16 protein-coding genes, 1 tRNA gene and 1 pseudogene are annotated in these 22,514 nt (G+C 59.8%); 5 read left to right on the top strand and 13 right to left on the bottom strand.

Annotated elements, in window-relative coordinates; genetic code table 11:
• Positions 1-138 precede the first annotated feature (138 nt).
• From djlA to ABEA58_RS12720, 4 genes are all read right to left on the bottom strand, one after another.
• The gene (gene djlA / locus ABEA58_RS12735; RefSeq protein WP_345552071.1) at positions 139-921 is read right to left on the bottom strand and encodes a co-chaperone DjlA; all 783 of its coding nucleotides are present in this window, start codon (positions 919-921) and stop codon (positions 139-141) included.
• A 236-nt stretch (positions 922-1,157) separates the two neighbouring features.
• Entirely contained in the window at positions 1,158-2,471 is a 1,314-nt protein-coding gene (locus ABEA58_RS12730) for a sodium ion-translocating decarboxylase subunit beta (protein WP_345552069.1), read from the bottom strand.
• A gap of 21 nt (positions 2,472-2,492) precedes the next feature.
• A complete protein-coding gene (oadA, locus tag ABEA58_RS12725) occupies positions 2,493-4,283 on the bottom strand; it encodes a sodium-extruding oxaloacetate decarboxylase subunit alpha (RefSeq protein WP_345552067.1) in 1,791 nt (596 codons plus the stop codon).
• Positions 4,284-4,348: 65 nt separating this feature from the next.
• Entirely contained in the window at positions 4,349-4,585 is a 237-nt protein-coding gene (locus tag ABEA58_RS12720; RefSeq protein WP_345552065.1) for an OadG family protein, read from the bottom strand.
• 275 nt (positions 4,586-4,860) lie between these two features.
• Here ABEA58_RS12720 and ABEA58_RS12715 point away from each other — a divergent pair, with 275 nt between their 5' ends.
• The 4 genes from ABEA58_RS12715 (at position 4,861) to ABEA58_RS12700 (ending at position 7,653) form a co-directional block, all read left to right on the top strand.
• Positions 4,861-5,814: a tRNA dihydrouridine synthase gene (locus tag ABEA58_RS12715; protein ID WP_345552063.1), complete on the top strand. Its 954-nt coding sequence runs from the start codon at positions 4,861-4,863 to the stop codon at positions 5,812-5,814.
• A 101-nt stretch (positions 5,815-5,915) separates the two neighbouring features.
• Positions 5,916-6,116, top strand: coding sequence for a hypothetical protein (locus tag ABEA58_RS12710; RefSeq protein ID WP_345552061.1), 201 nt, complete (start codon positions 5,916-5,918; stop codon positions 6,114-6,116).
• Positions 6,117-6,157: 41 nt separating this feature from the next.
• Positions 6,158-6,234: transfer RNA gene (locus tag ABEA58_RS12705), tRNA-Arg, on the top strand.
• A gap of 546 nt (positions 6,235-6,780) precedes the next feature.
• On the top strand, positions 6,781-7,653 hold the full coding sequence (locus tag ABEA58_RS12700; protein WP_345552059.1) for a M90 family metallopeptidase: 873 nt from the start codon (positions 6,781-6,783) through the stop codon (positions 7,651-7,653).
• Between the two features lie 52 nt (positions 7,654-7,705).
• Here ABEA58_RS12700 and ABEA58_RS12695 read toward each other — a convergent pair.
• The 5 genes and pseudogenes from ABEA58_RS12695 to ABEA58_RS12675 form a co-directional block, all read right to left on the bottom strand.
• Positions 7,706-8,200 (bottom strand): annotated as a pseudogene (locus ABEA58_RS12695) (nucleotidyltransferase family protein); the annotation flags it as partial.
• Between the two features lie 126 nt (positions 8,201-8,326).
• Positions 8,327-12,151, bottom strand: a complete 3,825-nt coding sequence (locus ABEA58_RS12690) for a translocation/assembly module TamB domain-containing protein (protein WP_345552057.1) — start codon at positions 12,149-12,151, stop codon at positions 8,327-8,329.
• A 325-nt stretch (positions 12,152-12,476) separates the two neighbouring features.
• The gene (locus tag ABEA58_RS12685) at positions 12,477-14,258 is read right to left on the bottom strand and encodes an autotransporter assembly complex protein TamA (protein ID WP_345552055.1); all 1,782 of its coding nucleotides are present in this window, start codon (positions 14,256-14,258) and stop codon (positions 12,477-12,479) included.
• Positions 14,259-14,456: 198 nt separating this feature from the next.
• Positions 14,457-14,828 carry a hypothetical protein gene (locus ABEA58_RS12680; RefSeq protein ID WP_345552053.1) on the bottom strand — a complete coding sequence of 124 codons (372 nt, stop codon included), beginning with the start codon at positions 14,826-14,828 and terminating at the stop codon, positions 14,457-14,459.
• A 232-nt stretch (positions 14,829-15,060) separates the two neighbouring features.
• On the bottom strand, positions 15,061-17,034 hold the full coding sequence (locus ABEA58_RS12675) for an acetoacetate--CoA ligase (protein ID WP_345552051.1): 1,974 nt from the start codon (positions 17,032-17,034) through the stop codon (positions 15,061-15,063).
• 163 nt (positions 17,035-17,197) lie between these two features.
• On the opposite strand from ABEA58_RS12675, the gene ABEA58_RS12670 reads away from it, so the two are divergent.
• Positions 17,198-18,079: a LysR family transcriptional regulator gene (locus ABEA58_RS12670; RefSeq protein ID WP_345552049.1), complete on the top strand. Its 882-nt coding sequence runs from the start codon at positions 17,198-17,200 to the stop codon at positions 18,077-18,079.
• Positions 18,080-18,089: 10 nt separating this feature from the next.
• Here ABEA58_RS12670 and ABEA58_RS12665 read toward each other — a convergent pair whose 3' ends face one another.
• The 4 genes from ABEA58_RS12665 to ABEA58_RS12650 form a co-directional block, all read right to left on the bottom strand.
• Positions 18,090-18,566, bottom strand: a complete 477-nt coding sequence (locus ABEA58_RS12665; protein ID WP_345552047.1) for a Dps family protein — start codon at positions 18,564-18,566, stop codon at positions 18,090-18,092.
• A 295-nt stretch (positions 18,567-18,861) separates the two neighbouring features.
• Positions 18,862-19,278 carry a c-type cytochrome gene (locus ABEA58_RS12660; protein WP_345552045.1) on the bottom strand — a complete coding sequence of 139 codons (417 nt, stop codon included), beginning with the start codon at positions 19,276-19,278 and terminating at the stop codon, positions 18,862-18,864.
• Positions 19,279-19,897: 619 nt separating this feature from the next.
• The gene (gene safD / locus ABEA58_RS12655) at positions 19,898-21,265 is read right to left on the bottom strand and encodes a sulfoacetaldehyde dehydrogenase SafD (protein ID WP_345552043.1); all 1,368 of its coding nucleotides are present in this window, start codon (positions 21,263-21,265) and stop codon (positions 19,898-19,900) included.
• A 5-nt stretch (positions 21,266-21,270) separates the two neighbouring features.
• Positions 21,271-22,038: a TSUP family transporter gene (locus ABEA58_RS12650; protein ID WP_345552042.1), complete on the bottom strand. Its 768-nt coding sequence runs from the start codon at positions 22,036-22,038 to the stop codon at positions 21,271-21,273.
• Positions 22,039-22,514: the final 476 nt, after the last annotated feature.

The raw sequence follows: 22,514 nt of genomic DNA, 5'->3' as shown, positions 1-22,514 counted from the left end.
CTCTCTTACTGTCTTAGTGTCTTACTGTCTTACTGTCTTACTGTCTTACTGTCTTACTGTCTTACTGTCTTACTGTCTTACTGTCTTACTGCTGCCCACACCTGGCTTCATTACCTGCGGGCGCTAGCAAAATTACAATCAGGTCGTCGCGGATGAAGCGGCGCGCTTGCGTGCGGCAACGATGGTTTCGTAGGCCACTGTCACGCTCTTCATCTGGTCTTCCGCGTGGCGCAGGAATTCTTCCGGCAAACCCTTGGAGGCAATCTTGTCCGGGTGAAACTCCGCCGCCTTGCGGCGATAGGCCAGTTTTAATTCCCTGTCACTCACGTCTGCCGAACAACCCAATACGGCGTAGTGCTGCTCCAGAGTAATCGAAGAGCCGCCATGGCGGCGGTCAAACTCGCCCGCCATGGCGGCGAAAATGGATTCATGCAGCCCCAGATAAGACGGAATCTTTCGCAGAATCTCTTCTTCCGCGCGATGAAACTGGCCATCCGCATGGGCAACGGCAAATAACAGGCGATACACCACCTCGCGCATCGCCTGATTGCGAACCAGCTGGCTGTATTGCTGGGCATAGTCGTAAATGCTGTAGGAATCGCTCTTGGCATTCTGGAAGATACGGATGGCCTCCGCCCGCTCTTCGTCTCCAAGACGAAGGTTGTTGCGGATAAAGTCGTCAACCAGATCGATTTCCGCCCTGGAAACCTGCCCATCCGCCTTGGCCATTTTGGCCAGCATGGAAAACAGGGTGACGATAAAAACCGCCTGGGCACCATCGCGGTTGAGCTTGGCGGAAGCGCCCGCATTGCGCAGCCCGGAACCAAACGTGCTGCCGATCCAGGCGCCCAAGGCCGCGCCAATAGGCCCGCCGAAGACCATGCCAATACCGGCGCCGATACCCGCACCCAACCAGGACATTACCTCTCCTCCGGGCGACCGTTGGCGCCCCAGTAGACAAAAAACGCGGCCATGATACCACGCCGCTGAGAAGCTCCCGATGCTCTTCCGGCACCCCAGACCCACAGGTCAGCGCTTTGTCAGTACCGACGGGCGCAGACAATAAAAAAGCGGGCCAAAGCCCGCTTCTTTATGATGTAACCAGCAGTTCCGCTGCCGGGTTACCGGCCACCTGGTCACCAGCTAAATATAGCCGGTCAACCGGTCATGGCCCGCACCATGGTGATCATCACACCGGCGGCCACCGCGGAGCCGATCACACCCGCCACATTGGGCCCCATGGCGTGCATCAGCAGGAAGTTTTGCGGGTTGGCCTCAAGCCCAAGCTTGTTGGATACCCGGGCCGCCATGGGCACCGCCGAGACACCCGCTGAACCGATCAGGGGGTTCAGTTTGTGCTTGCTGAACAGGTTCATGAACTTGGCCATCAACACGCCAGTGGCGGTGCCAATCGCAAAGGCCACGATACCCAGCGCGAGGATTCCCAGGGTCTTGGGGTCCAGGAACTTGTCGGCCGCCAGCTTGGACCCCACAGATAAGCCCAGGAATATCGTGGTGATATTAATCAGGGCATTCTGGGCGGTATCCGAAAGACGCGACACCACGCCGCTTTCGCGCATCAGGTTGCCGAAGCAGAACATGCCCAGCAGCGGCGCCGCACTCGGTAGAAACAGCGCCACCAGTATCAGCAGCAGCAACGGGAAGGTGATCTTCTCGCGCTTGCTCACATGCCGCAGCTGCACCATTTCAATGCGGCGCTCCTCCGGCGAGGTCAGCGCGCGCATGATCGGCGGCTGAATCAGTGGCACCAGAGCCATATAGGAGTAGGCGGCAACCGCAATGGCGCCGAGAAGCTCCGGGGCCAACAGGCTGGAAACGTAGATGGCCGTGGGGCCGTCCGCACCGCCGATGATGCCAATGGCGGCGGCTTCGGCGATGGTGAAATCCATGATGCCGGCGGCGGACATACCCACCGCGCCCAGTACCGTGGCGAAGATACCGAACTGAGCGGCGGCGCCAAGGAACAGGGTGCGCGGATTGGCCAGCAGTGGGCCGAAGTCCGTCATCGCGCCCACCCCCATAAAGATCACCAGCGGCGCGACACCGGAGGCAATGGCAACACTATAGAAGTTGTACAGCATGCCGTTGCTATAGCCGGCGTCCTGGGCCAGCACCGCCGCCTGCGCCTGAATGGACGCGGGCGCATTGCCCAGCGCCTCTTTCATCGCAGTGGTGGAGGCGAGGTTCTCCAGTCCCAGAAGCTGGGCCAGCTGCAGCAGTACGCCGCTATCCCCGGCGACCACCGCGGCCTCCGCCGCAGACAGCGCCAGGTGTGCACCGGGAATATTGGCGAGCAGGCCGCCGAAACCAATCGGTACTAACAGCAGCGGTTCAAAGTTCTTGCGGATGGCCAAAAACAGCAGTCCAAGGCACACCAGCATCATGGCAAATTGACCGGAAGCCATTTGATAGGCTCCCGAGGATTGCCAGAGATTCAGAAGATTATCCACGAGCGACTCCTTTCATGGCCTTCAGGCGATCGACAGCAGGACATCGCCCACCGCCACGGAATCACCCTCTTTTGCGGTCACGGTAGTGACCGTACCGGCGCGGGGCGCACTGACCGCCGTCTCCATCTTCATCGCTTCGAGCACGACAATCGCCTGCCCTTCGGTGACCTGCTCACCGGGCTTCACCAGCACTTTGAAAATATTGCCGGCGAGCGGCGCGGGGACCGGTTCGCCACCGCTGGCCGGGGCCGCAGCGCCGGCTCCGGTACCGGCGGAAGGTGCCGCCGAGGCGGGTGCCATGGCGGTCACATCGCCTCCGTCGGCCACGGTGACGCTGTAGGTCTTGCCTTCGACAGTGACGGTGTAAACGCCTTCGCCCTTGTCATTGGTAACCGCGTGACCGTCGGCGCCGGTGGGCACCGGTTCGAAGGCATCCGGGTTATTGCGGTTTTTCAGGAACTTGAGGCCGATCTGCGGGAAGAGCGCGTAGGTGAGCACGTCGTCGATCGCTCGCTCGCCGCTTTCCAGATCGATGCTCTGTTCGCCGGCTTTTTCTGCCAGTTCTTTGCTGAGGTTGCCCAGCTCCGGGGCCAGCAGGTCGGCCGGGCGGCAGGTGACCGGCTCGGCGCCTTCCAGAACCTGCTGTTGCAGTTCCTTGTTCACTTCCGCCGGGGTTGCGCCGTACTCGCCCTTGAGGACCGCGGCGGTCTCTTTGGAGATCGACTTGTAACGCTCGCCGGTGAGTACATTCAGCACCGCCTGGGTGCCCACAATCTGTGAGGTGGGCGTCACCAGGGGCAGAAAGCCCAGGTCTTCGCGCACACGTGGAATTTCTTCCAGTACCTCGTCGAGACGGTCGGCAGCGCCCTGCTCGCGCAACTGGTTTTCCATATTGGTGAGCATGCCGCCGGGCACCTGCGCCACCAGGATGCGGGAATCCACACCGCGCAGCGAACCCTCGAACTTGGCGTACTTCTTGCGCACTTCGCGGAAGTAGGCCGCGATTTCTTCCAGCAGCTCAATATCGAGTCCGGTATCGCGATCGGTACCCTCGAGAATGGCTACCAGGGATTCGGTCGGGCTGTGACCGTAAGTCATCGACATGGAGGAAATGGCGGTATCCACATTGTCGATGCCGGCTTCGATGCATTTCAGTGCGGTGGCGGTGGAAAGCCCTGTGGTCGCGTGGCACTGCATATGGATGGGAATATCCACCGCGCTCTTCAGGCGCTTGACCAGTTCATAGCCCTCGTAGGGACGCAGCAGGCCGGCCATATCTTTAATGGCGATGGAGTCCGCACCCATATCCTCCAGCTGGCGGCCCAGGTCCACCCACAGGTCCATGGTGTGCACGGGGCTTACGGTATAAGAGATGGTGCCCTGGGCATGTTTGCCCTGCTTCTTAACCGCGCGCAACGCGGTCTGCAGGTTGCGCATGTCGTTCATGGCGTCGAACACGCGGAATACATCCACACCGTTTTCCGCCGCCCGCTCGACAAATTTTTCCACCACATCGTCGGCATAGTGACGGTAGCCGAGAATATTCTGCCCGCGGAACAGCATCTGCTGAGGCGTATTGGGCATGGCTTTCTTTAATTCGCGGATACGCTCCCAGGGGTCCTCGCCCAGGTAGCGGATACAGGCATCAAACGTGGCGCCGCCCCAGGATTCGAGGGACCAGAAACCCACCTTATCGAGTTTTTCTGCGATAGGTAGCATGTCGTCCAGTCGCATACGGGTAGCCAGAAGTGACTGATGCGCATCACGCAGGACCACATCGGTAATCCCCAAGGGCTTTTTAACCTCAGTCATGGGTCGTCTCTCTCGGTAATTTCTTGGAAGGACTGCTTTGCTTGCAATTGGCCACCGGCCGTCGTTTATTGACGGCGCTTACGGTGTTGCTCGATGGCGGCTTTGGCGATTGCGCGCAACCGCGCTTCGTCGCCCTGCGCACTCGGGCGCGTGGGGGCAACGGGCTCCGCCTCGGGAAAATTGCGAGCGATGATGCGGGACATGATGCCGGTGCCAATCACCAGCAGAAGCAGGAAGGAGAAGACAATCCCCATACCGAACAGCGTGATATCCAGTCCCTGTTGTAGTAGCGTCTCTTGCACTATTTTCCCCTATATCCGCAAAAGCGGCGCTATTATCCTTACAACAACTCTTTAAAATCAAACAGTTATTAGTTACAGGAGCAACGATAAAGGGCCGTTTCAATTGCAATGATTACTGTCGATACCATCCCCGAGCCGGATAGTTATAGATATTACGGCGCACACCCATGTGGTGTTAAAATAAACGCACCAACACCCCCAGCCCGCAATCCTCATCCCAACCCTTTATGACCCATAAGACACAACACCCAACCGTCCGAATCTATCAGGCGCCCATGGAAGGGGTTATCGATCACCATGTTCGCGCCCTGCTCTCCGAGATCGGCGGTATCGATGTGTGTGTAACCGAGTTTGTGCGGGTAACCCACACCCGCCTGCCGCGGCGGGTGTTCAAAAAGTTTTGCCCGGAACTGGATACCGATGCCCGTACTAAAGCGGGAACACCAGTGCGCCTGCAACTGCTGGGTGGCAATCCACAAGTCATGGCCGACAATGCCGCCCGCGCCGTTGCCGCGGGGGCCAGGGCCATCGACCTCAACTTCGGCTGCCCGGCCAAGTCCGTCAACAACAGTGACGGCGGCGCCTGCCTGCTGCAGAGCCCCCATCGTGTGGAGGCCATCATCAGCGCCGTGCGCGCCGCCGTGCCGGATGAACTGCCGGTGACGGCCAAGATCCGTCTCGGCTACCAGGACCGCACCAGCTACCTGGATAACGCCCGCGCCGCCGAGAACGGTGGAGCCAGCGAGCTGGCGGTTCACGCCCGCTCCAAGGTCGACGGATACCGCCCGCCCGCCTACTGGGAATACATCGGAGAGATTCGCCAGCAACTGTCGATACCGGTCATCGCCAACGGCGATATCTGGACGCTGAAGGAGTTTGCCCGCTGCCGCGAGGTTACCGGCTGTGAAGCCTTTATGTTCGGCCGCAGCCTGCTCGCCAGACCCGACCTGCCGCTGCAGATCAAAGCCTTCTGCAGCGGCGCAAGCTACACCCCCATGCCCTGGCAGCAAGTGGCCGCTCTGCTGTGGAACTACTACCTGACCACCCGCGAGGAGTATCCGGCCAAATACCTGGGTAACCGTATCAAGCAGTGGCTCGCCTATCTGAAGCTCGGCTACCCGGAAGCGCAGTTGTTTTTCGAAGAGATCAAGCGCCACCGGGAAGCACAACCCATCGAGGCCGCTTTCGCGCGCCAGCTGCAGGGTGAGAGCCCCACTGTGGCGGCCTGAACACCTTGCCTGAAGCCATAAGGTGCCATCTATCTGGCTGAGCCTGCCCCAGCCGTACCTGCACCTGCGCCCAGCCGTACCTGTAATAGCCCCAAGAACTGATGAAGAAGGCAACACGTCGATACCGGGAAAACGGCCATCGCAGAAAACAGGACTTGCAAAGCGCCCTAAGCCACGGCAGAATGCGCGCCCTATCGAGCTTCAGCGCCGCCGTCAGCACTGTCGCAGCAGGCGTGCAGAAACTCGGTAACTTGCGGATTTTTAAAGACTTTTCTCTTAAAAAGGCTTTAAAAAAGAGTTGACTCGACAAGGGCAACTCACTATAGTTCGCATCCACAACGACGCGCTCGTAGCTCAGCTGGATAGAGTACCTGGCTACGAACCAGGCGGTCGGAGGTTCGAATCCTCCCGAGCGCGCCATACAAACAAAGCCTCATCCGCAAGGATGGGGCTTTTTTGTATCTCGAATTTGGGCGGTGGACGAGCCTCCCGAGGCCGATTAACCCGGGCCCGATCAACACGCGGCCACGAGTTGAGCCCGCGCGCAGCGAGCCCCAGATGACGAACAAAACAGTGGCGAAACACGCCGACGCGAGTTTCGAATCCATCCTCCTCTGCAACCCACATGTACCCTCCTCACCTCACCACCCTTACGGACAATAATCAGCGGGGCGCTCCCCCTGAGCAAAAGCAACCTGCGCCCACCCCTCCACCCTCCCCCCCAACCCCCAGCCCCCACAACCTCAAATGCAATCAGTTTGCGAACAATTGATCCCCCTTCCCCGCGCCATCGCCACGACATACAGTGGTGTATCAAAAAGCGCACCGAACTATCGCAAGCCACCGAGTGCGAGCCCCGCAAAAGTACCGGGATGTGAGCCACTGCGAATCATTGACTGTGTGCGCTACTGACCCGGTAGTGAGAGACAGCAAAAACATCCGGCCCGGCGGGCGGGCTTTCAGGGAGTGAGTGACACTGTGCAAACCTTCTTCGCTATTGTCGCCATCGCCATACTGGTCTGGGTCCTGCCCTACCTGTGGCGCAGCTGGCGCTTTCGCCAGCTGCGTTCCCGAGCTCTCACCCGCGAGCAGAAGCTGCTGCTCCAAGAGGCGCTGCCCCTCTATCGTTATCTCCCGCCGGGACTGCGGGCGGAGCTCGAGAGCAATGTCAGCCTGATTGTGCAGGACAAGGAATTCGTCGGCTGCGAGGGGCTGGTGATCACCGAGCAAATCCGGGTCAGTATCGCCGCCTTCGCCGGCCTGCTGCTCCTGCAGAGGGAACACCGCTGCTATCCGGATCTGCGCACTATCCTCGTTTATCCCGAAACCTATATCGCCCGCGAAACCCATTTCGATGGCTATATCGAAACCAGCCACGACAGCGCGAGGGAAGGAGAAGCCCATTATCTCGGGCCTGTGGTGATTTCCTGGTCAGACCTGCAGCAGGATATGCGCCAGCCCGAGCACGGACACAATGTGGCGCTGCATGAATTTGCCCACAAGCTGGATGAGGAGGATGGGAGATTTGATGGCCGCCCGCTATTTACCCGCAGCGGCGAAGGGCGTCACTGGGCAGCGGTGTTTAGCCGGGAATACCAGAGGCTGCGGGCCATCCGCGAAGAGGTGGCGCACGGCGAGAAGGCCCACACGGTATTGGATCTGTATGGTGCCGAATCTCCAGCGGAGTTCTTCGCTGTCGCCACCGAGGCATTTTTTGTTACTCCTCACGCACTGCGAGCGCAGCATGCCGATCTCTACGGGGAACTTCGCAGTTTCTACCGGCTGGATCCGGCTCAGTTGCTGCCTGTAAATCCGCCGGCGAATCAATGGAGCGGATAAGCGTGCTGTCCTCCACCGGCTGGTAGCGGACACCCGCCCCATGGCTGCGCAACAGTTTTTTCACACCGTGGCGCACGGACAGTGAGCGCAGGTCGGCAAAAAATTCCGCGCCCACGGCAACCACTTCGCCGGGCTCGCCCAGATAGGCCGGAACGGTAATCGCCCCGCGCCGGCTCTGCCGCAACAGCGCGCTCAGGCTGTCTGGCCGCATGTATGGCAGGTCGGCGGGAACCACGACAATAACATCCAGCCCCGGATCGGCTCGCAGCAGGGCTTCGCTGCCCGCGGCAATACTGGCCCCGATACCAACCGGCCACGGCGGCGCGTGCACCCTGGCCACACCCCGCTGCGCCAGTAAGTGTTCCACCAGCGGATCGCGGGCGCGGATCACCACCCGCATCACCGACGCGGGGAATGCCGCCAGTGCCCGCTGTACCCGTGCAAGCGTAGCCGCCAGCATCGGCTCACCACCCACACTGGCGAGGCGCTTGTCACCCATAAAGCGCCGCGAGTAACCAGCTGCCGGAATCAGTACGCCGAGTCTCATCAATATGCCGCTCTCTATGCAACTCTCAATACCACCCTCAATGCCACCCTCAATGCCACTCTGCATGCCACTCACGCCTGGCCCATCGGCCGCTGCATGAATCAATACCCCTATTAACAGTCCTGTTTAATAGTCCTTTTTCCACTGCAGCTCCACACTGCCGGCGCCGCTTTCGTTTTCAGTGGCAGATTTGAACTGCAGGTTCAGGTTTTTGCGCAGCTCAATCTGCATCTTCGCCTCCCAGGGATTGAGCGGATCGGTACTGCGCTGCAACTCGATATAAATACGGCTGGTGATGTATTTGCCCAGACTGAGGGCGTACTGGTCTCCCTCGTCGGTTTCCTCTGTCTGCACATCGAGACTGTCCACCCCCAACAGCTCACGGGTTTTAGCCACGGGATCAAAGGCTGCGACGCCACCGCCCTGCAAGGTGCGAATCACACTGACCAGGCGCAGCGCCTGCAACGGCGAGATATCCTGCAGGGATTTGCCAAACAGCAGCTGTGCGAAGATTTCATCCTGCGCCGCGGGCGGCGTAGAGCTGAACTCGAACTCGATGTCGTCACCGCTGCCGGATATCTCGGCGATAATCTCGCCATCGGGATACTGGTAACGCCCTTTTACATAGATTGCCGCCACACTGTTTTCGAACTGGATCTGGCCTTCCTGCAATTCGAAACGCTTGCCCAACAAATCGAAGTTACCGCGGACAATCCGCAGGGCGCCCCCGGCATTGGGCTTCGCCGCGGTCCCGCCCACGTCGACGGTGCCCACCAGTTCCGAGTCCAGGCCGAGGCCGCGCACATAGGACTGCTGATCCAGCACCACCTGCACCGCCAGGCGGATACTCTCCAAGAGCGGGCGGGACTTCTCTTGCGGCGGGCCGTCCTCCTCCACCTCGACCACTTCAATCTCCGGCACACTGCTGCCCAGCAGTCGCTCAAACTGCACCGTCAATGGCCGCAACCGCAAACGTCCCGCCAGCAGTGAGTCTTCCGTGGTGCCAGTGAGGGTCAGGTCTCCGGAAATGACACCGCTCACCGCTGGCGTATTGATCAGGTGCGCCCGCTCCGCGCGCAGGCGGAAGTCCAGCTGCGGCGCCCCGCCGCCGGCAAGGCGCAGCGCGCCGCCCAAATTGATGCTGCCGTTTTCGCCATCCTCTGCCCGCGCACGCTCGATGACCCAGCGCTGTGGTGTAAGGAGGGCAAGAAAGTCGATTCGTCGCAGGCGCGTGTTGGTGGGCCGGTGCTCGTAGGCACCGCCCAGCAACTCTATCCGGCCGTCGAGGTTGGGGCTGGCGAGGGTGCCATTGGCAGCCACATTGAAATTGAGTTGCCCTGTCAGCGCGTGAATATCCGGATCGAAGAAAGCCGCCAGCACAGACAGGTCCGCCCGGGCACGACTCTGTAAGCGCAGTGGCAGCGGCGGCGCCGGCACGCCTTCCGCCCGCGGGCTGGTGAGCCGCCGCAGTATGGGAATCACCTCAAGCTCTGCACTGGCCTGCACCGCGCGCCGTCCGCCGTGGCTCGCGTCGAGAGTGACATCAAGAGTGGGGGCGAGGTTGCCCGCGCTGGTCTGCCAGCCCAACTGCAACTTGAGGGGCGCCCCGCCCGTGCGGCTCGTCTGCGCGCGGCGGCTGTCGAGACTGAACTCCCCGGCGATCTCGGGACTATCGGGACTGCCGGCGGCAGTCGCCCACAGATCGAAGGTGCCGTTGTCGCGGATATCCGCCGGCAGGTTGACAGGTAAATCCGCCAGCCGGCCGCGGCCCCGCAACTCCAGCGAAAGGCTTTTACCATCGATGAGCCCTTGGGCGGAGAGCTGATTGTCCGCCGCCCACACCAGTTCCACCGCCGACAGTTGCAGTGCGCCGGCGGTATAGCCCAGCTTGCCCTGCAGCTGCCAGGGCTCATTCAGGTAAAGACCGAGTGCCAGCAGGTTGGCGCTGCCTTGGGGTCTGGCCCATGGACCATTGAATTCACCGTCGAGGCTGACCTCTCCTTCGAGGGACGGCGGCAGCTTCACACCCGCCAGTTGCGCCAGGGAAACCGGAATATTGCGTCCGGCGACCTTCAGGTCCGCCCGCGCCTTGCGCGGCTCAATCACGCCTGCGACCTGCAGCCAGGCGGACCCGGCCCGGGCAAGACGCTGTGCCTCGGTTGCCAGCTGCGCCACCGCTTCGGGGTCTGAGGGATCACCGTCCGAGTGTCGCTGCTGAGGGGAAAGCAGTGATTGGGGGCCACGCAGTCGGGGTGGCTTTGTCTGCGCCGGCTCGTCGCTGGAAAGCTCCAACCGCAACTGCTCCAGCGCAACTTTTTCCAGGTCGCCGTCGGCGGCGCTCTGCAGGCGGTAGCGATAATGCTGGTAGCGCCCGGAGGAGGAAAGGTCGGTTTTAAGCCTCAGGTTTTGCCACGGGCCGCTGACACTGGCAGTGGCATCGAGGTCCATGACCAGCCCCCGCGCAGCTTTCACACCGAGGGCCTCCGCCGGGCTGAAATTATCGGCGCCTACCTCTAGTGTGAAATCCGCAGCCCGCCCCTCGATGGCCAGCTTGCCGGCGCCGCGAATGGACAGGCCGCGCCCCTGCAATTGCAGCGCCGAAACAGTCAGCCCCTTGAGGTCCCCCTCGGCACTGGCGGTCAAACGCGCAGGAAAAGCCTCGTAACGGGGCTGGGCCTGCAGCTCGGCGGTAAAACGGGGGTTCTTCCAGGGCCCGGCGGCAGAGACCCGCAGGCTCTCGATCGCGCCGGACAATGGTGTTGGCAGTGGCGGGGACTCCATGAATGCCGACAGTACACCCTTTAATTCGCCGACCGTCATGTCCGACAGCAGTCCGTCAATATCGAGGGTCTGCCGGCCCAGATCCACCTCGCCGCTGGCTGCAAAGCGGGCATCCGCAAAGTCCAGGCTCGCCGAGCGCAGCGTGATCACTCGCGCTTCTGTCTGCAGCTGCGCCTGCACGCGGAGGGGCTGCTGGCGAAACTGGGTGTCCAGCTCCAACTGGCCCGAGACCCCGGGCTGCGACAATGGGCCGCGCAGGCTGAGGTCGGCGGACAGCCAGCCCCCCTCAAGCACTGTCTGCCAGGGCCGCGAGACGGACACCGGCAGCCGGCGCAGCTGTACCTCCACATTGAGGCCGCGCTCTTCGCCGATACTGCCCGACAGGGAGTGACGGCTATCATCGATGGCCAGCGCAATACCGCTGGAGTCCACCTGCCAGGGTGACAGCGTCAGCTGCAGCGGTCCCGAAAGGGCGAAGTTGTGCGAAACCAGCGGAAAGGCAAAGTGCTCGATTTCCACGCCCCACTGCCCGCCGCTCCTTTGCCGCAGCCGCAGCCGCGCCTCGGCCCGCAGCGCCTGCCCCTGGGGAAGCTGCATCAGCCGGCCGAGAAAACCCCGCGCATCCTCCGACAGTGCCAGCGCCAGTTCCAGCTGCGCGGCGGCGGCACCGGACTCGCTCTCCGCAGCCGAAAGGTCCACTGCAAGATTGCCGCCGCCCGCCTCCCGCAGGCTAAACGCCACAGCCCCGGGGGCACCGGGCCACTTTAACGATGCACTGGCGTCCACGCTGAACGGGGGCAGGTCGGCGATGCGCCGATCGAGAATCTCCACACGACCGAGGGCGAGCTCGCCGAGGCGCACTGTGGGCAGTGACAGCGGCTTCGCCGCTCGCGGCGCTTTTTGCCGGCCAGGGGAGTTTTTCAGTAGTTGCCCGAGCGTGTCGTTATCGAAGCGCAGACTGTCCGCGCGGATAAAATCCACGCCGAAATGGCCACGCAATAACGCCCACAACTGAATGGACAGGGACAGGTTTTCCGCCTGCGTCAGGTTTTGTTCGCCGTAGTCCACCTGCAGGCGCGAGAAGTTCCACTCGCCCAGCGCAGGACTGCTCAGCCCCCCGGCCTCGATTTCGAGGCCGGACACCACCTTCTCCGCGGTTGTCAGCGCCATGCGTGTGAGGAAGACCCGCCCGGGCTCGGTGCCGAGCAGGAGAATCAGACTCAGCAGCAGGACGAAAAACAGGCTAAACAGCAGCGGCCCGCGCCCAAAGCTACGCCCTAAACCGCCCTCGGAGCTACTCCCAGAGCCACCCCCAGAGCCTCTCTCGGAGCCACTGCCGGAGCGATGCCCTGAACCATCTTTAGAATCATCAGCGCAGCTGTGCCCAAAAGTGCGCCCAGAATCGCGGCCGCTTAACCGCGCCCGCAGACTGACAGGCAGCGCAGCCAGAACCCTGAGATAACCGTTTAAGCGCGCCCCGAGTGACTTCCGCATCTCAGAATGCCTGCCCCAGACTCACGTAAACCTGAAAGCCATCATCCACGCCATCGCGCTTGTCCAGAGGAAAAGCGATATCCAGGCGCAGGGGGGCAAAGGAAGTCATGTAGCGAACACCAAAACCCACACCCCAGTACAGGTCGGAAAAGTTCGGACTCGGATCCGCATAGGCATTGCCGCCATCGACAAACAAAACGCCGCCCCAGGTTTTGGTAAAACGGAAGCGCCCCTCCACTGAAATCTCACTGAGCGCCCGGCCACCGCTCGGATCACCCAGTTTGACGGTGCCATCCGGCTCCTCCACCAGCGTGCGCGGCCCCAGCGACTCATAGGCATAGCCGCGCACCGAACCGCCGCCACCGGAATAAAAACGCTCATCGGCCGGAAGCTCGAAGCTGTCCAACCCCGAAATCACACCGGCCTTGAGCCGCAGTGCCAGGGTGGGGGTATAGCGCATCTGTTCGGCGGTCTTGTAACCGGTCAGCACCACCAAGGTTTTCACAAAGCGGGTTTCGCTATCGCCGACATCGACGAATGGCTTGAGCTCCAACGCGGCGGTGGCCCCGCGGCGGGCATCGAGGAGATTGTCGGTGGTATCCAGTTTCCAACCCAGGGGAAAATAGAGCAGCTGGTAATTCTCACTGCCGACTTCCTCCTCTTCTACCACCTGACTGAACTTGAGTTCAGCGCCGGCACTTGCGGTTCTGTGTTTGCTCAGGGTGCGCAACACCTTGGCGCCAACGGTCAGGGATTCCGCCGAGTAGGCGTCGCGCTCCTCATTGGACAGTTCCACCTTGCCGGCCAGACTCTGATCCTCACGCAAGAAGTACGGCAGCAGCAGCTCGGCCTTAAGGGTCTGTTGTGTCGGGTTGAGTTTGCTTTCGATTTCGAATTTCTCGCCACGGCCGAAAATATTGCGATGCTCCCAGCCCGCGGAAACACCGGCGCCCTCACTGGAGTAATACCCCACACCCAGCCGCACGGTGCGGTGGCGCCGCTCCCTGACGATAAAAGTGACATCGACCAGCCCCCCATAGGGCGCGGAAACTTCGCTGTTGACACTGTTGATCAGGTTAGTACGCAGTAGCTTCAGGCGACCGGCATCCAGCTTGGTCCGGCTGAAACAGTCGCCACTGGAAACCGGCAGCTTGTCCAGCAGAAACGCCTCATCGATGCTGGTCACGCCCTCAATGCGCACCTGCCCCACCGATACTTCCGGACTGGGCGCAACCCGATACACCAGTCTGGCCCGCGCCTCGTTGTGAATCGCCGTCACTTCATAGCTGACATCCACATTCAACAGGCAGGCATTCTGCTGCAGGAAATCCTCGATGGTTTTGACTCCATCGAGCACTTTCTGCGCCTCCAGCGCATCTCCAGCCGCGAGGGTCACACCCGGAAAATCACTGCGCAAATGCATGGGCATATCAACGGCGACGCTTTTAAGCAGATACTGCGGGCCCGGATTCACGCGATAAATGATGGTGCCGTCAACCAGCGCATGGCGGACACTGGCATCGTAATAACCGCGGGAGCGGAGCAGCTTTTCGAGGTCGCCCTGCTCGTAGCGGGCCACGTCACGGGGGTCTTCGTAAGTCTTGAGTGCGGGGCTGTCCTGGCGCAGCTTGTCCATTTCCTCGCGCAGCCACTGGCGCAACGCCCGCTCGCCATTCACGCGGATTTTGAAATCCGGCAGCTCATCAACGAAAGGCAGCGCCGCCAGACATCGAACCGGCAGAATGAAGGACAATACAATCAGGAAAGCGAGAATACGTCGCAAGGCTTCCTTCCGCTGGAAATGGGCAGATGATGGGCATCCGTGCCGCTTGCTGTTATTGGGCTATTGCGCGCATCGGGAAATCGGCGTCTCCGCCTGCGCTGTCTATACCAACTGATCAGACTTCGAGAATAGTGGAAAGTGCAGCGCTCATTTGGCCTGCGCGGCAGGACTCACCAATGCGCGCTGCGGCTGGATTCATCAGGGCTCTGCGGCGGCGCCTTTCAGGGGGTTGCAGTCGCGAATCAAAACGCGCCCTTCCAGCAGGTTACCTTTCGAATATTCGGAAAAAATGCAGGTATTGGTTTTCGGGTCGTAATTCTGAATCCAGAGGTTGTCCTCTTTCCAGGTGGCGCCCATATGCTGCTGCCCCTGCGGCACGGTAATGCGCATGACCCCGCCGAAACGCTTCACGAACACCTGCTCATAGTGAAAGAAATACGCCAGCCAGCCGATAAGGAAAACGATCCCGGCGGCAATCGCGCCATTTTTCAGGTTGCCGAGCCGGCTGCCGGCGAAGAGGCAGAGGACAACAAGGGCGATCACCGCCGCCCAGTAGAGATACGTAACCATGTGGATGCTTCCCTTATCTTATCGGTGCTTGGATGTGGGAAGGTTAGCGCAGATTGGCGGGCAACTGAATGACGCCAGTGGCTGCGGCGCACACGGGTGTCCGCTGAGAATAGACGAGGACAGGCTCGGACCTGCCTTGATGGCGTGCTGGCACGCGAGCTGAACAGGCGGGGCTAGACGGCGGGGAAGCCCCGCCGCTGCCGACCGCCGCTATATTTCGGCAGTGTCCCGCTTATGCCTCAGAAAGCTCGGGCAAGGCCTCGAACAGTTTCAATGCCTGCGGGTTGGCCAGCGCTTCCTGATTTTTTACCGGTTTGCCGTGCACCACGTTGCGCACCGCAAGCTCGACAATCTTGCCGCTGATCGTGCGGGGAATATCCGCCACCTGTATGACCTTGGCGGGCACATGCCGGGGCGTCGTGTTGGCGCGAATCGTTGCGCGGATTTTCTGCACCAGAGCGTCGTCCAGTGTCACCCCTTCACGCAGCACCACAAACAGGATTACCCGCACATCGTCCTGCCAATCCTGGCCGATGCAGATGCTGTCGAGCACCTCCTCCACCTTTTCCACCTGCCGGTAGATTTCCGCGGTACCAATGCGCACACCGCCGGGATTCAGCACCGCATCGGAGCGGCCGTAAATCACCACGCCGCCATGTGCGGTAATTTCCGCATAGTCGCCGTGGGCCCAGACGCCGGGCCAGTTTTCGAAATAGGCGCCGCGGTAACGGGAGCCATCCTCGTCGTTCCAGAAGCCAATAGGCATACAGGGGAAGGACTTGGTGCAGACCAGCTCGCCCTTCTCCTGTGCCACTGGCTGGCCATCGTCATTCCACACCTCCACCGCCATCCCCAGCCCGCGGCACTGGAGCTCACCGGCGTACACCGGCAATACCGGATTGCCCAGTGCGAAGCAGGAGACAATGTCTGTACCACCGGAAATGGACGACAGGCACAGATCGGCTTTGATATCGCGGTAGACGTAGCGGAAACCCTCGTGGGCCAGCGGTGAGCCGGTTGAGAGCACCGCGCGCAGCGGCTCCAGCTTGTGGGTCTCGCGCGGCTTACAACCGGCCTTCTCCAGCGCGGCAATATATTTGGCACTGGTACCGAACACGCTGATGCCCTCTTCATCCGCCATGTCCCAAAGGGATTGGGCTTCAGGGTAGAAGGGGGAGCCGTCGAAGAGCACCAGCGTGGCGCCACAGGCGAGGCCGCTCACCAGCCAGTTCCACATCATCCAGCCACAGGTGGTGAAGTAGAAGAGAGTGTCTTCGCGGCGGAGATCGCAGTGCAGCCGGTGCTCCTTCAGGTGCTGCAACAGGGTTCCGCCAACCCCGTGGACGATGCACTTGGGTACCCCGGTAGTACCGGAGGAGTACATGATATACAGCGGGTGATTGAACCCGGTCTGTGCAAAGCTGAGCGGTGTCTGCGGGGCGGACTCGACAAAGTCCTGCAGGGCGACCGCGCGATCCATAGCCGCCACGGCCTGGCGCGTATCTTCCGCCGTGCGGGCCACCGGTACCAGCACCAGCTTCTGCAGCGAATCTATGCGAGTCAGAATTTCCTGCAGACGCGGCACAGAATCGATGGTCTTGCCGTTGTAGAAGTACCCCTCACAGGCCACCAGTACCTTGGGGGCCACCTGACCGAAGCGATCCAGCACACCGTTGATGCCGAAGTCCGGGGAGCAGGAAGTCCAGATAGCGCCAATGCTGGTGGTGGCGAGCATCGCCACTACCGTGTCGATAATATTTGGCATAAAGCCGGCCACGCGATCCCCTGCGACCACACCCTGCTGACGGAGTCCGGCGGCAAAGCGCTCCACATGCTGGAAAAGCTCTCGGTAGGTGAGGCTGCGACGGCTGCCATTTTCCAGCCTTTCCACCAGTGCCACCTTGTCATCACGGTAGCGCAGCAGGTTCTCGGCAAAATTCAGCTTGGCATCGGGGAACCACTCGGCGCCGGGCATGCTGTCCTGCCCCAGGGTCCGCTGGCCGCGCTCACTGGCGATCACCTCACCGAAGTCCCAGAGGGTGCTCCAGAACGACTCCCGCTCGTCTACCGACCATTGGTACAGCGCGCTGTAATCGGCCAGTTCGAGGCTGAAGCGCTCGTTCACCTGCCGGCGAAATTGATCCATCTGGGTGGCGGTGATGGCCTCTGGTGTGGGCGTCCACAGGGGGGAAGGGGTATTGCTCATCTTGGCTGACCTCATCGGTTCCTTATTCTTGGATTCCCTCTGGCAGGGCGTGACAAAACGGTGTCCATCATGCCTTGGCCAAACGCTTAAATATAATTTAAACTTTTAATAGTTTGTTAAATTTTTCTTACATTAAGCCTGGATCACGCCAACCGGATAGCCTATGAACGCCACCATCAAGCAGTTGCGCGCCTTCGTCGCTGTCGCCAAAAGCCGCAGTCTCGCCCAGGCCAGTGAGCAGCTGCACGTTTCGCAGCCGGCGCTGTCGATTTCCATCCGCAACCTGGAAAGCTGTGCTGGTGGCCCGCTGTTCAGCCGTGACAGTCGCCAACTGACACTGACGCCGGAGGGCGCTGAATTCCTTGAGCGCGCCGAGCAACTGCTGCGCAGCTGGGATCAGTCGCTGGGTGCGCTGCAGGAGCGATTCCAGTTACAGCGCGGGCAGCTGGCTCTGGCGGTAATCCCCGCCTTCGCCCTCAACCGCCTGCCCCCACTGCTCGGCGCCTTTCACCGCACACACGGGCAGATCAACATTATTCTCGAGGATGTGGTGATGGAGCGTGTCGTCCAGTCGCTTCTCGAGGGGCGCGCGGAGCTGGGGATCAGCTTTCGGCCCGATGACCTGAGCGGTCTTGAGTTTATTCCCTTTGCCCGCGACCGGTTTGTTGCCGTTACCCCCGCCAGCCATCCACTTGCGACCACAGACAGCCTGCGCTGGGCTGAGCTGGCCACAGTGCCCTTCATTGCCATGAACCGCGGTTCGGCAGTCAGGCGCTGGACCGATGAGGCCTTCGCCAGTGCCGGGGAAAAGATGCAGCTTTTCTGCGAAGCCAGTCAGCTGAGCACGATCGGGCAAATGGTGCGGGAAGGGCTGGGCGTGAGCGTCGTTCCTGAACTGTGCGCCTCACAGATGCGGGAACTGGGACTTGAAGTGCGAAAGCTCGATGGGCCCGTGGTAAGCCAGCAAGTGGGAGCCTTGATACGTAACAGGGGCGGATTATCCGCCCCTGCGCGTGCATTTCTGCAGCTATTACAACCGGACTGAAATCACCGGATTAAGCTTTTTGAGAGGTGGCACGCAGCATCCAGGCGGTTTTCTCATGGACGCTCATGCGCTCTCCCACCAAAGCGACGGTGGACTCGTCCTCACCAGCCTGGGCCGCTTTGAGTACATTGCGGCAGGTTTTTACCACCTGCTCGTGGCCCTTGGTGAGGATTTCCACCATATTTTCCGCAGTGGGTACTTCCACCACCTCTTCCACAGAGGTCAGGCTGGCGAACGCTTGATAGGTACCCGGCGCATGCACATCCAGGGTGCGAATACGCTCGGCAATATCGTCCACGGCCCCGGCGAGTTCGGTGTACTGCTCCTCAAACATCAGGTGCAGCTCGCGGAACATCGGCCCTGTCACGTTCCAGTGAAAGTAATGGGTCTGTAGATACAGCGTGTAGCTATCCGCCAGAAGCCGCTTCAGGCCATCGGCAATATGCTCCCGATCCTTCTCGCCAATACCAATATCGATCTTGGTCATGCTGAATATCTCCTTTCTCTCGGACGTTTACGAAGTCTGCCGACTTCGATGTACACATACTAACGTGGTGAGAAACGCATGGAAATTTATATCCGGAATCCACCCTATAAGAAATAACTATAGGTGGAGTGCCGGTTGGGGGATACCGGCCGTGGAAAGTACCCGTGATGGAAAATTCCGAAGACAAAAACCAGAATGCATTTACCGTAGTAAAGCCCAGAAAATCCGCATCGGCACAAAAATCGATCAGGGCGGAGCAGGCGGGCTCTAGAGGCGAGCCCGCCGCACCTGCCAGTTAGGGCTGGCCCTCGTTGGATTCCTCGGCCATCAAGTGAATAAGGGCCGCGTATTCTTCATCGGAGCAATCAAAGCAGAGCCCTCTCGGTGGCATGGCCTGAAAGCCATTGCGGGCATTCTCCACCAAAGTATCCATGCCTTTTTCCATCCGCACAGCCCACACCGACTGATCGCCAGTACGCGGGGCGCCGTTGAGACCGTTACTGTGACAGCTGATACAGGTGCGCTGATAGAGCTGATTGATATCCCGGAGCTGCTTGGTCTCTGCCAGACTTGCCGGCTCTACACTGGAGGTCTCGGACTGGGAGGATTCAGGTTCGGGTGGGGAGCATGCAGACAGCAGGGCCACTGCCGCATAGAAAAAAAAGGCTCGGGAAATCGAGGCAGGGCCCAAGGCCCCATGAAATAGGCTCACTATCTGTCTCCTGTCATTTTTTATTACTTCCTTTTGTCGGCAGCCTTATTCGTGCAGTGTTGGTGCTGTGTAAGGCACACCCCCGACCTATACAGCCCCACGGTAGTAATACCCATCGAGCCGAATATGTGGAGGAAATTATTACCCCTTGCCCTCCATGGCCGCAAGCCTTTACTGGCAAGCACGGAAGGCAAGCCCTCCAACAAGCCGTTCAAAAATGGCAGGATCACCGTTGCATGCCATACGACAGGACAGGCCTGAGAGGGCAGGCCAGGCATAGTGAGGGCCTGGAAACAAAATAGGACCCAAAGGATACTCGATTGAATAGACGGCGCCGGTTGACCGATCAAGGGCATACCAGCGCCGAAATTTTTTTGGTGTTCGCGCTCTAGACTGGTCCTCTAGCCTGGCCCTCTAGAGAGTTTTCTAGAGTGGTTTTCCAGATTGCCCCTCGAGCTTACTCGCTGTGGAGTGCCGGTTTTGAAATACCCCTGCTGATGACCGCATTGTCTTCCTGAGCCGTTTTCCAAGTAGTTGCCTGACTAGCTGAACAGCTACCTGAACAGTTTCCTGAACAGTTGCCCGAGCAGTCCCCAGTAACACCAATGGACTATGCTACTTATATGACCAGAGTCTTCTGGTAGCTCATTTCGCGTATAGCGTAGCGCACACCCTCGCGCCCAATGCCGCTTTCCTTAACACCACCAAAGGGAAAGTGTTCAGCCCTGAAGCCCGGGCCGTCATTCAACGCCAACAGCCCAACTTCGAGACGGTTGAACAGCATTTTGGCCAGCCCAAGATGTTGGGTGAAGATACCGGCCTGCAAGCCAAAGGCCGAATTGTTGACCAGATCCACCACTTCTTCGATATTATCGAACCTTCGCAGGGGGATAACTGGTCCGAAAGTTTCTTCCACCACCAGCGCCGCATCGTCAGGCACATTCTCCAGCACTGTGGGCCAGAGGATATTTCCGGCTCGCTTATGGCCACACAGAACACGCGCCCCCGCTGCCACAGCCGCATTCACTCTCTGTTCTACCTGGTCAGCCGCCCCGGCATGAATGAGCGGCCCCACAAAGGTATCTTCCTCCATGGGGTCACCCACTTTCAGTGCTTCGGTTGCAGCGACCAGCTTGCGGGCGAAGTTGTCATAAACTGCTGCATGCACGTACAGGCGCTTGGCTGCGGTGCAACGCTGCCCCGCTGTGGCAAAACGCTGGTTGATGGCCGCGGCCACTGCGGCATCAAGATCTGCGTCGTGCATCACGATCAAGGGATCATTGCCCCCCAGTTCGAACAGAAGCTTTTTGTAACCAGCGCGCGCGGCTATCGCATTGGCAGCAGCGGTACCGCCAGTAAAGTTGATGGCATGCACCTGCGGATGCGCCACAGCCCAACTGGTTGCCTCGATATCCGCTATCACCATCTGCAACACGGTCTCGTGAATGCCCGCTTCATAACAGAGCTGAAGTAAACACTCCGCTGAACGCTTGTTCTGCGGTCCCGGTTTGAAAAGAATGGTATTGCCAGCGGCAAAGGCCGGACCGATTTTGTGAATCGCAATATTGATCGGGAAGTTGAAAGGCGTAATGCATAACACTGTACCCAGTGGCTTCCACATCACCACGCCAATGCGCTCACGCTGGGGCGGAAACGCATCAGAATCCAATGCCTCACCATGTACCCCCCTGGCCTCCATGGCACTGGCCAGTGCCGTGTTGTAGGCGCGTTCAATCTCGATACGGCTGTCCGAGATGGTTTTGCCGGTTTCTTCGGTTATTAACCTAGCCAGATGTTCCCTGTGCGCTCGCAGCAGGCTGGCCAAGCGCAACAAAATCTCTGAGCGTTCAAAGGCCGGCGTCACTTGCTGGATCTGCCTCCCCGCCACGAGCTTCCCCAGGGCAGCTTCCACCTCTGCCCGTCCCGCCAGCGAATACTCCTCGATCAGTTCGCCCGAAAAAGGATTGGTGATCTGGTAGTTGCTCATCGAAATTACCCCGCCGTCAGCTGATAAACGAGCCGCAGGCCGGCAAGCAGCAGTGCAGCGCGCATCAATTTAAAGAAAACTTCACCATCCAGCCGGTTTAACAGCGTCACACCGATACGCGTACCCACGAGTGCCGCTACTGCCAACAGCAGAATCAACCCCAGATGATCCGAAAATGTAAACCCAAGATAGATAAAGGCCGGCACCTTAAGTGCATGGCACCAGGCCTGCATCACGGATTTAGTTGCTACCACTTCTTGAGGCGACAAGTCTCGACGAACAAAAAATGGGGCTAGTAACGGATCCACTGCGCCCGCGAGAATACCGAAGCTACCGGTTACCAGTCCAAGCCAGCCATACTGGCGCGGAGTCAGGCGAATCTCCGGCAACCGCTTCGGCTTGAACACCGTATAGAAAATAAGCCCGGCCAGTAACGCGAGCGACACTTCCTGCCAGTCCAGTCGCGCCAGCCCCAGTGTCATCAGCAGCGCCCCGGCGGTACAGCCAATGAAGAAAGGAATACAGAAGGTCCAACGGATATGTTGTCTGACGTAGTAAATGCGGGCGATATTGTTAATGAACTGGACTACACCATGAATCGGTACCAGCAAGCGCAACGGAATAACCACATTCAGCGCCGCGAACATTAATATTCCGCCCGCCCCACCAGTGACCGTGGAAATAAACGCACTGACGGCACAGGCCAGAAGCAGCAGCAGAATGGTCAGATTGGTTAGGCCGGTTAGATTCGTTAAATAGAAAAGCTCGGCCAATTCCACCGTCAGCAGTCTCAGTATCGTTCTTGTTGTTAGCAGAGTTTACTGAACGACAGCCCTTTGGCCCGGTACTCACCGGCCTAGGTAAGGTTAAAAACGGACATCCGCACCCGTCCCTGTGGCATTCCGTGTTAGCTTTAAATACAAAAAAGGGCCACCCGGCAGGGTGGCCCTTTAATCGTGCTAACCGTGCTAATCGCGCTAATCGTTTAATGCGCTTTTGAAGACGCTGACCCTCAGGGCTGGGCCACTTGTCGTGAGCACTGAGACGCAGCCGAGAGTGGGACGAGTATTTGCCTCGCCCAGGTTATCCGCCCACGCATAAGGCCATGATCTGCCTTTATCGCAGCGGTTATGCATTTCCATTCAGCGTAAAAGAAGAAAGGCCGTACAGTTACCTGTACGGCCTTTCGGGTTTGAAGCCTGACGATGACCTACTCTCACATGGGGAAGCCCCACACTACCATCGGCGA

This window comes from Microbulbifer aestuariivivens, assembly GCF_039545115.1.
Taxonomy (GTDB): Bacteria; Pseudomonadota; Gammaproteobacteria; order Pseudomonadales; family Cellvibrionaceae; genus Microbulbifer; species Microbulbifer aestuariivivens.
Note: the sequence above shows the minus strand (reverse complement) of the source record. Positions and strands in the feature narration are given on the sequence as shown.

What these genes read in the sequence shown, in the direction of transcription:
- djlA (WP_345552071.1), bottom strand. Translation starts at nt 921, where the DNA reads ATGTCCTGGTTGGGTGCGGGTATCGGCGCCGGTATTGGCATGGTCTTC.
- oadA (WP_345552067.1), bottom strand. Translation starts at nt 4,283, where the DNA reads ATGACTGAGGTTAAAAAGCCCTTGGGGATTACCGATGTGGTCCTGCGT.
- ABEA58_RS12715 (WP_345552063.1), top strand. Translation starts at nt 4,861, where the DNA reads ATGGAAGGGGTTATCGATCACCATGTTCGCGCCCTGCTCTCCGAGATC.
- ABEA58_RS12710 (WP_345552061.1), top strand. Translation starts at nt 5,916, where the DNA reads ATGAAGAAGGCAACACGTCGATACCGGGAAAACGGCCATCGCAGAAAA.
- ABEA58_RS12690 (WP_345552057.1), bottom strand. Translation starts at nt 12,151, where the DNA reads ATGGCGCTGACAACCGCGGAGAAGGTGGTGTCCGGCCTCGAAATCGAG.
- ABEA58_RS12680 (WP_345552053.1), bottom strand. Translation starts at nt 14,828, where the DNA reads ATGGTTACGTATCTCTACTGGGCGGCGGTGATCGCCCTTGTTGTCCTC.
- ABEA58_RS12675 (WP_345552051.1), bottom strand. Translation starts at nt 17,034, where the DNA reads ATGAGCAATACCCCTTCCCCCCTGTGGACGCCCACACCAGAGGCCATC.
- ABEA58_RS12670 (WP_345552049.1), top strand. Translation starts at nt 17,198, where the DNA reads ATGAACGCCACCATCAAGCAGTTGCGCGCCTTCGTCGCTGTCGCCAAA.
- ABEA58_RS12665 (WP_345552047.1), bottom strand. Translation starts at nt 18,566, where the DNA reads ATGACCAAGATCGATATTGGTATTGGCGAGAAGGATCGGGAGCATATT.
- safD (WP_345552043.1), bottom strand. Translation starts at nt 21,265, where the DNA reads ATGAGCAACTACCAGATCACCAATCCTTTTTCGGGCGAACTGATCGAG.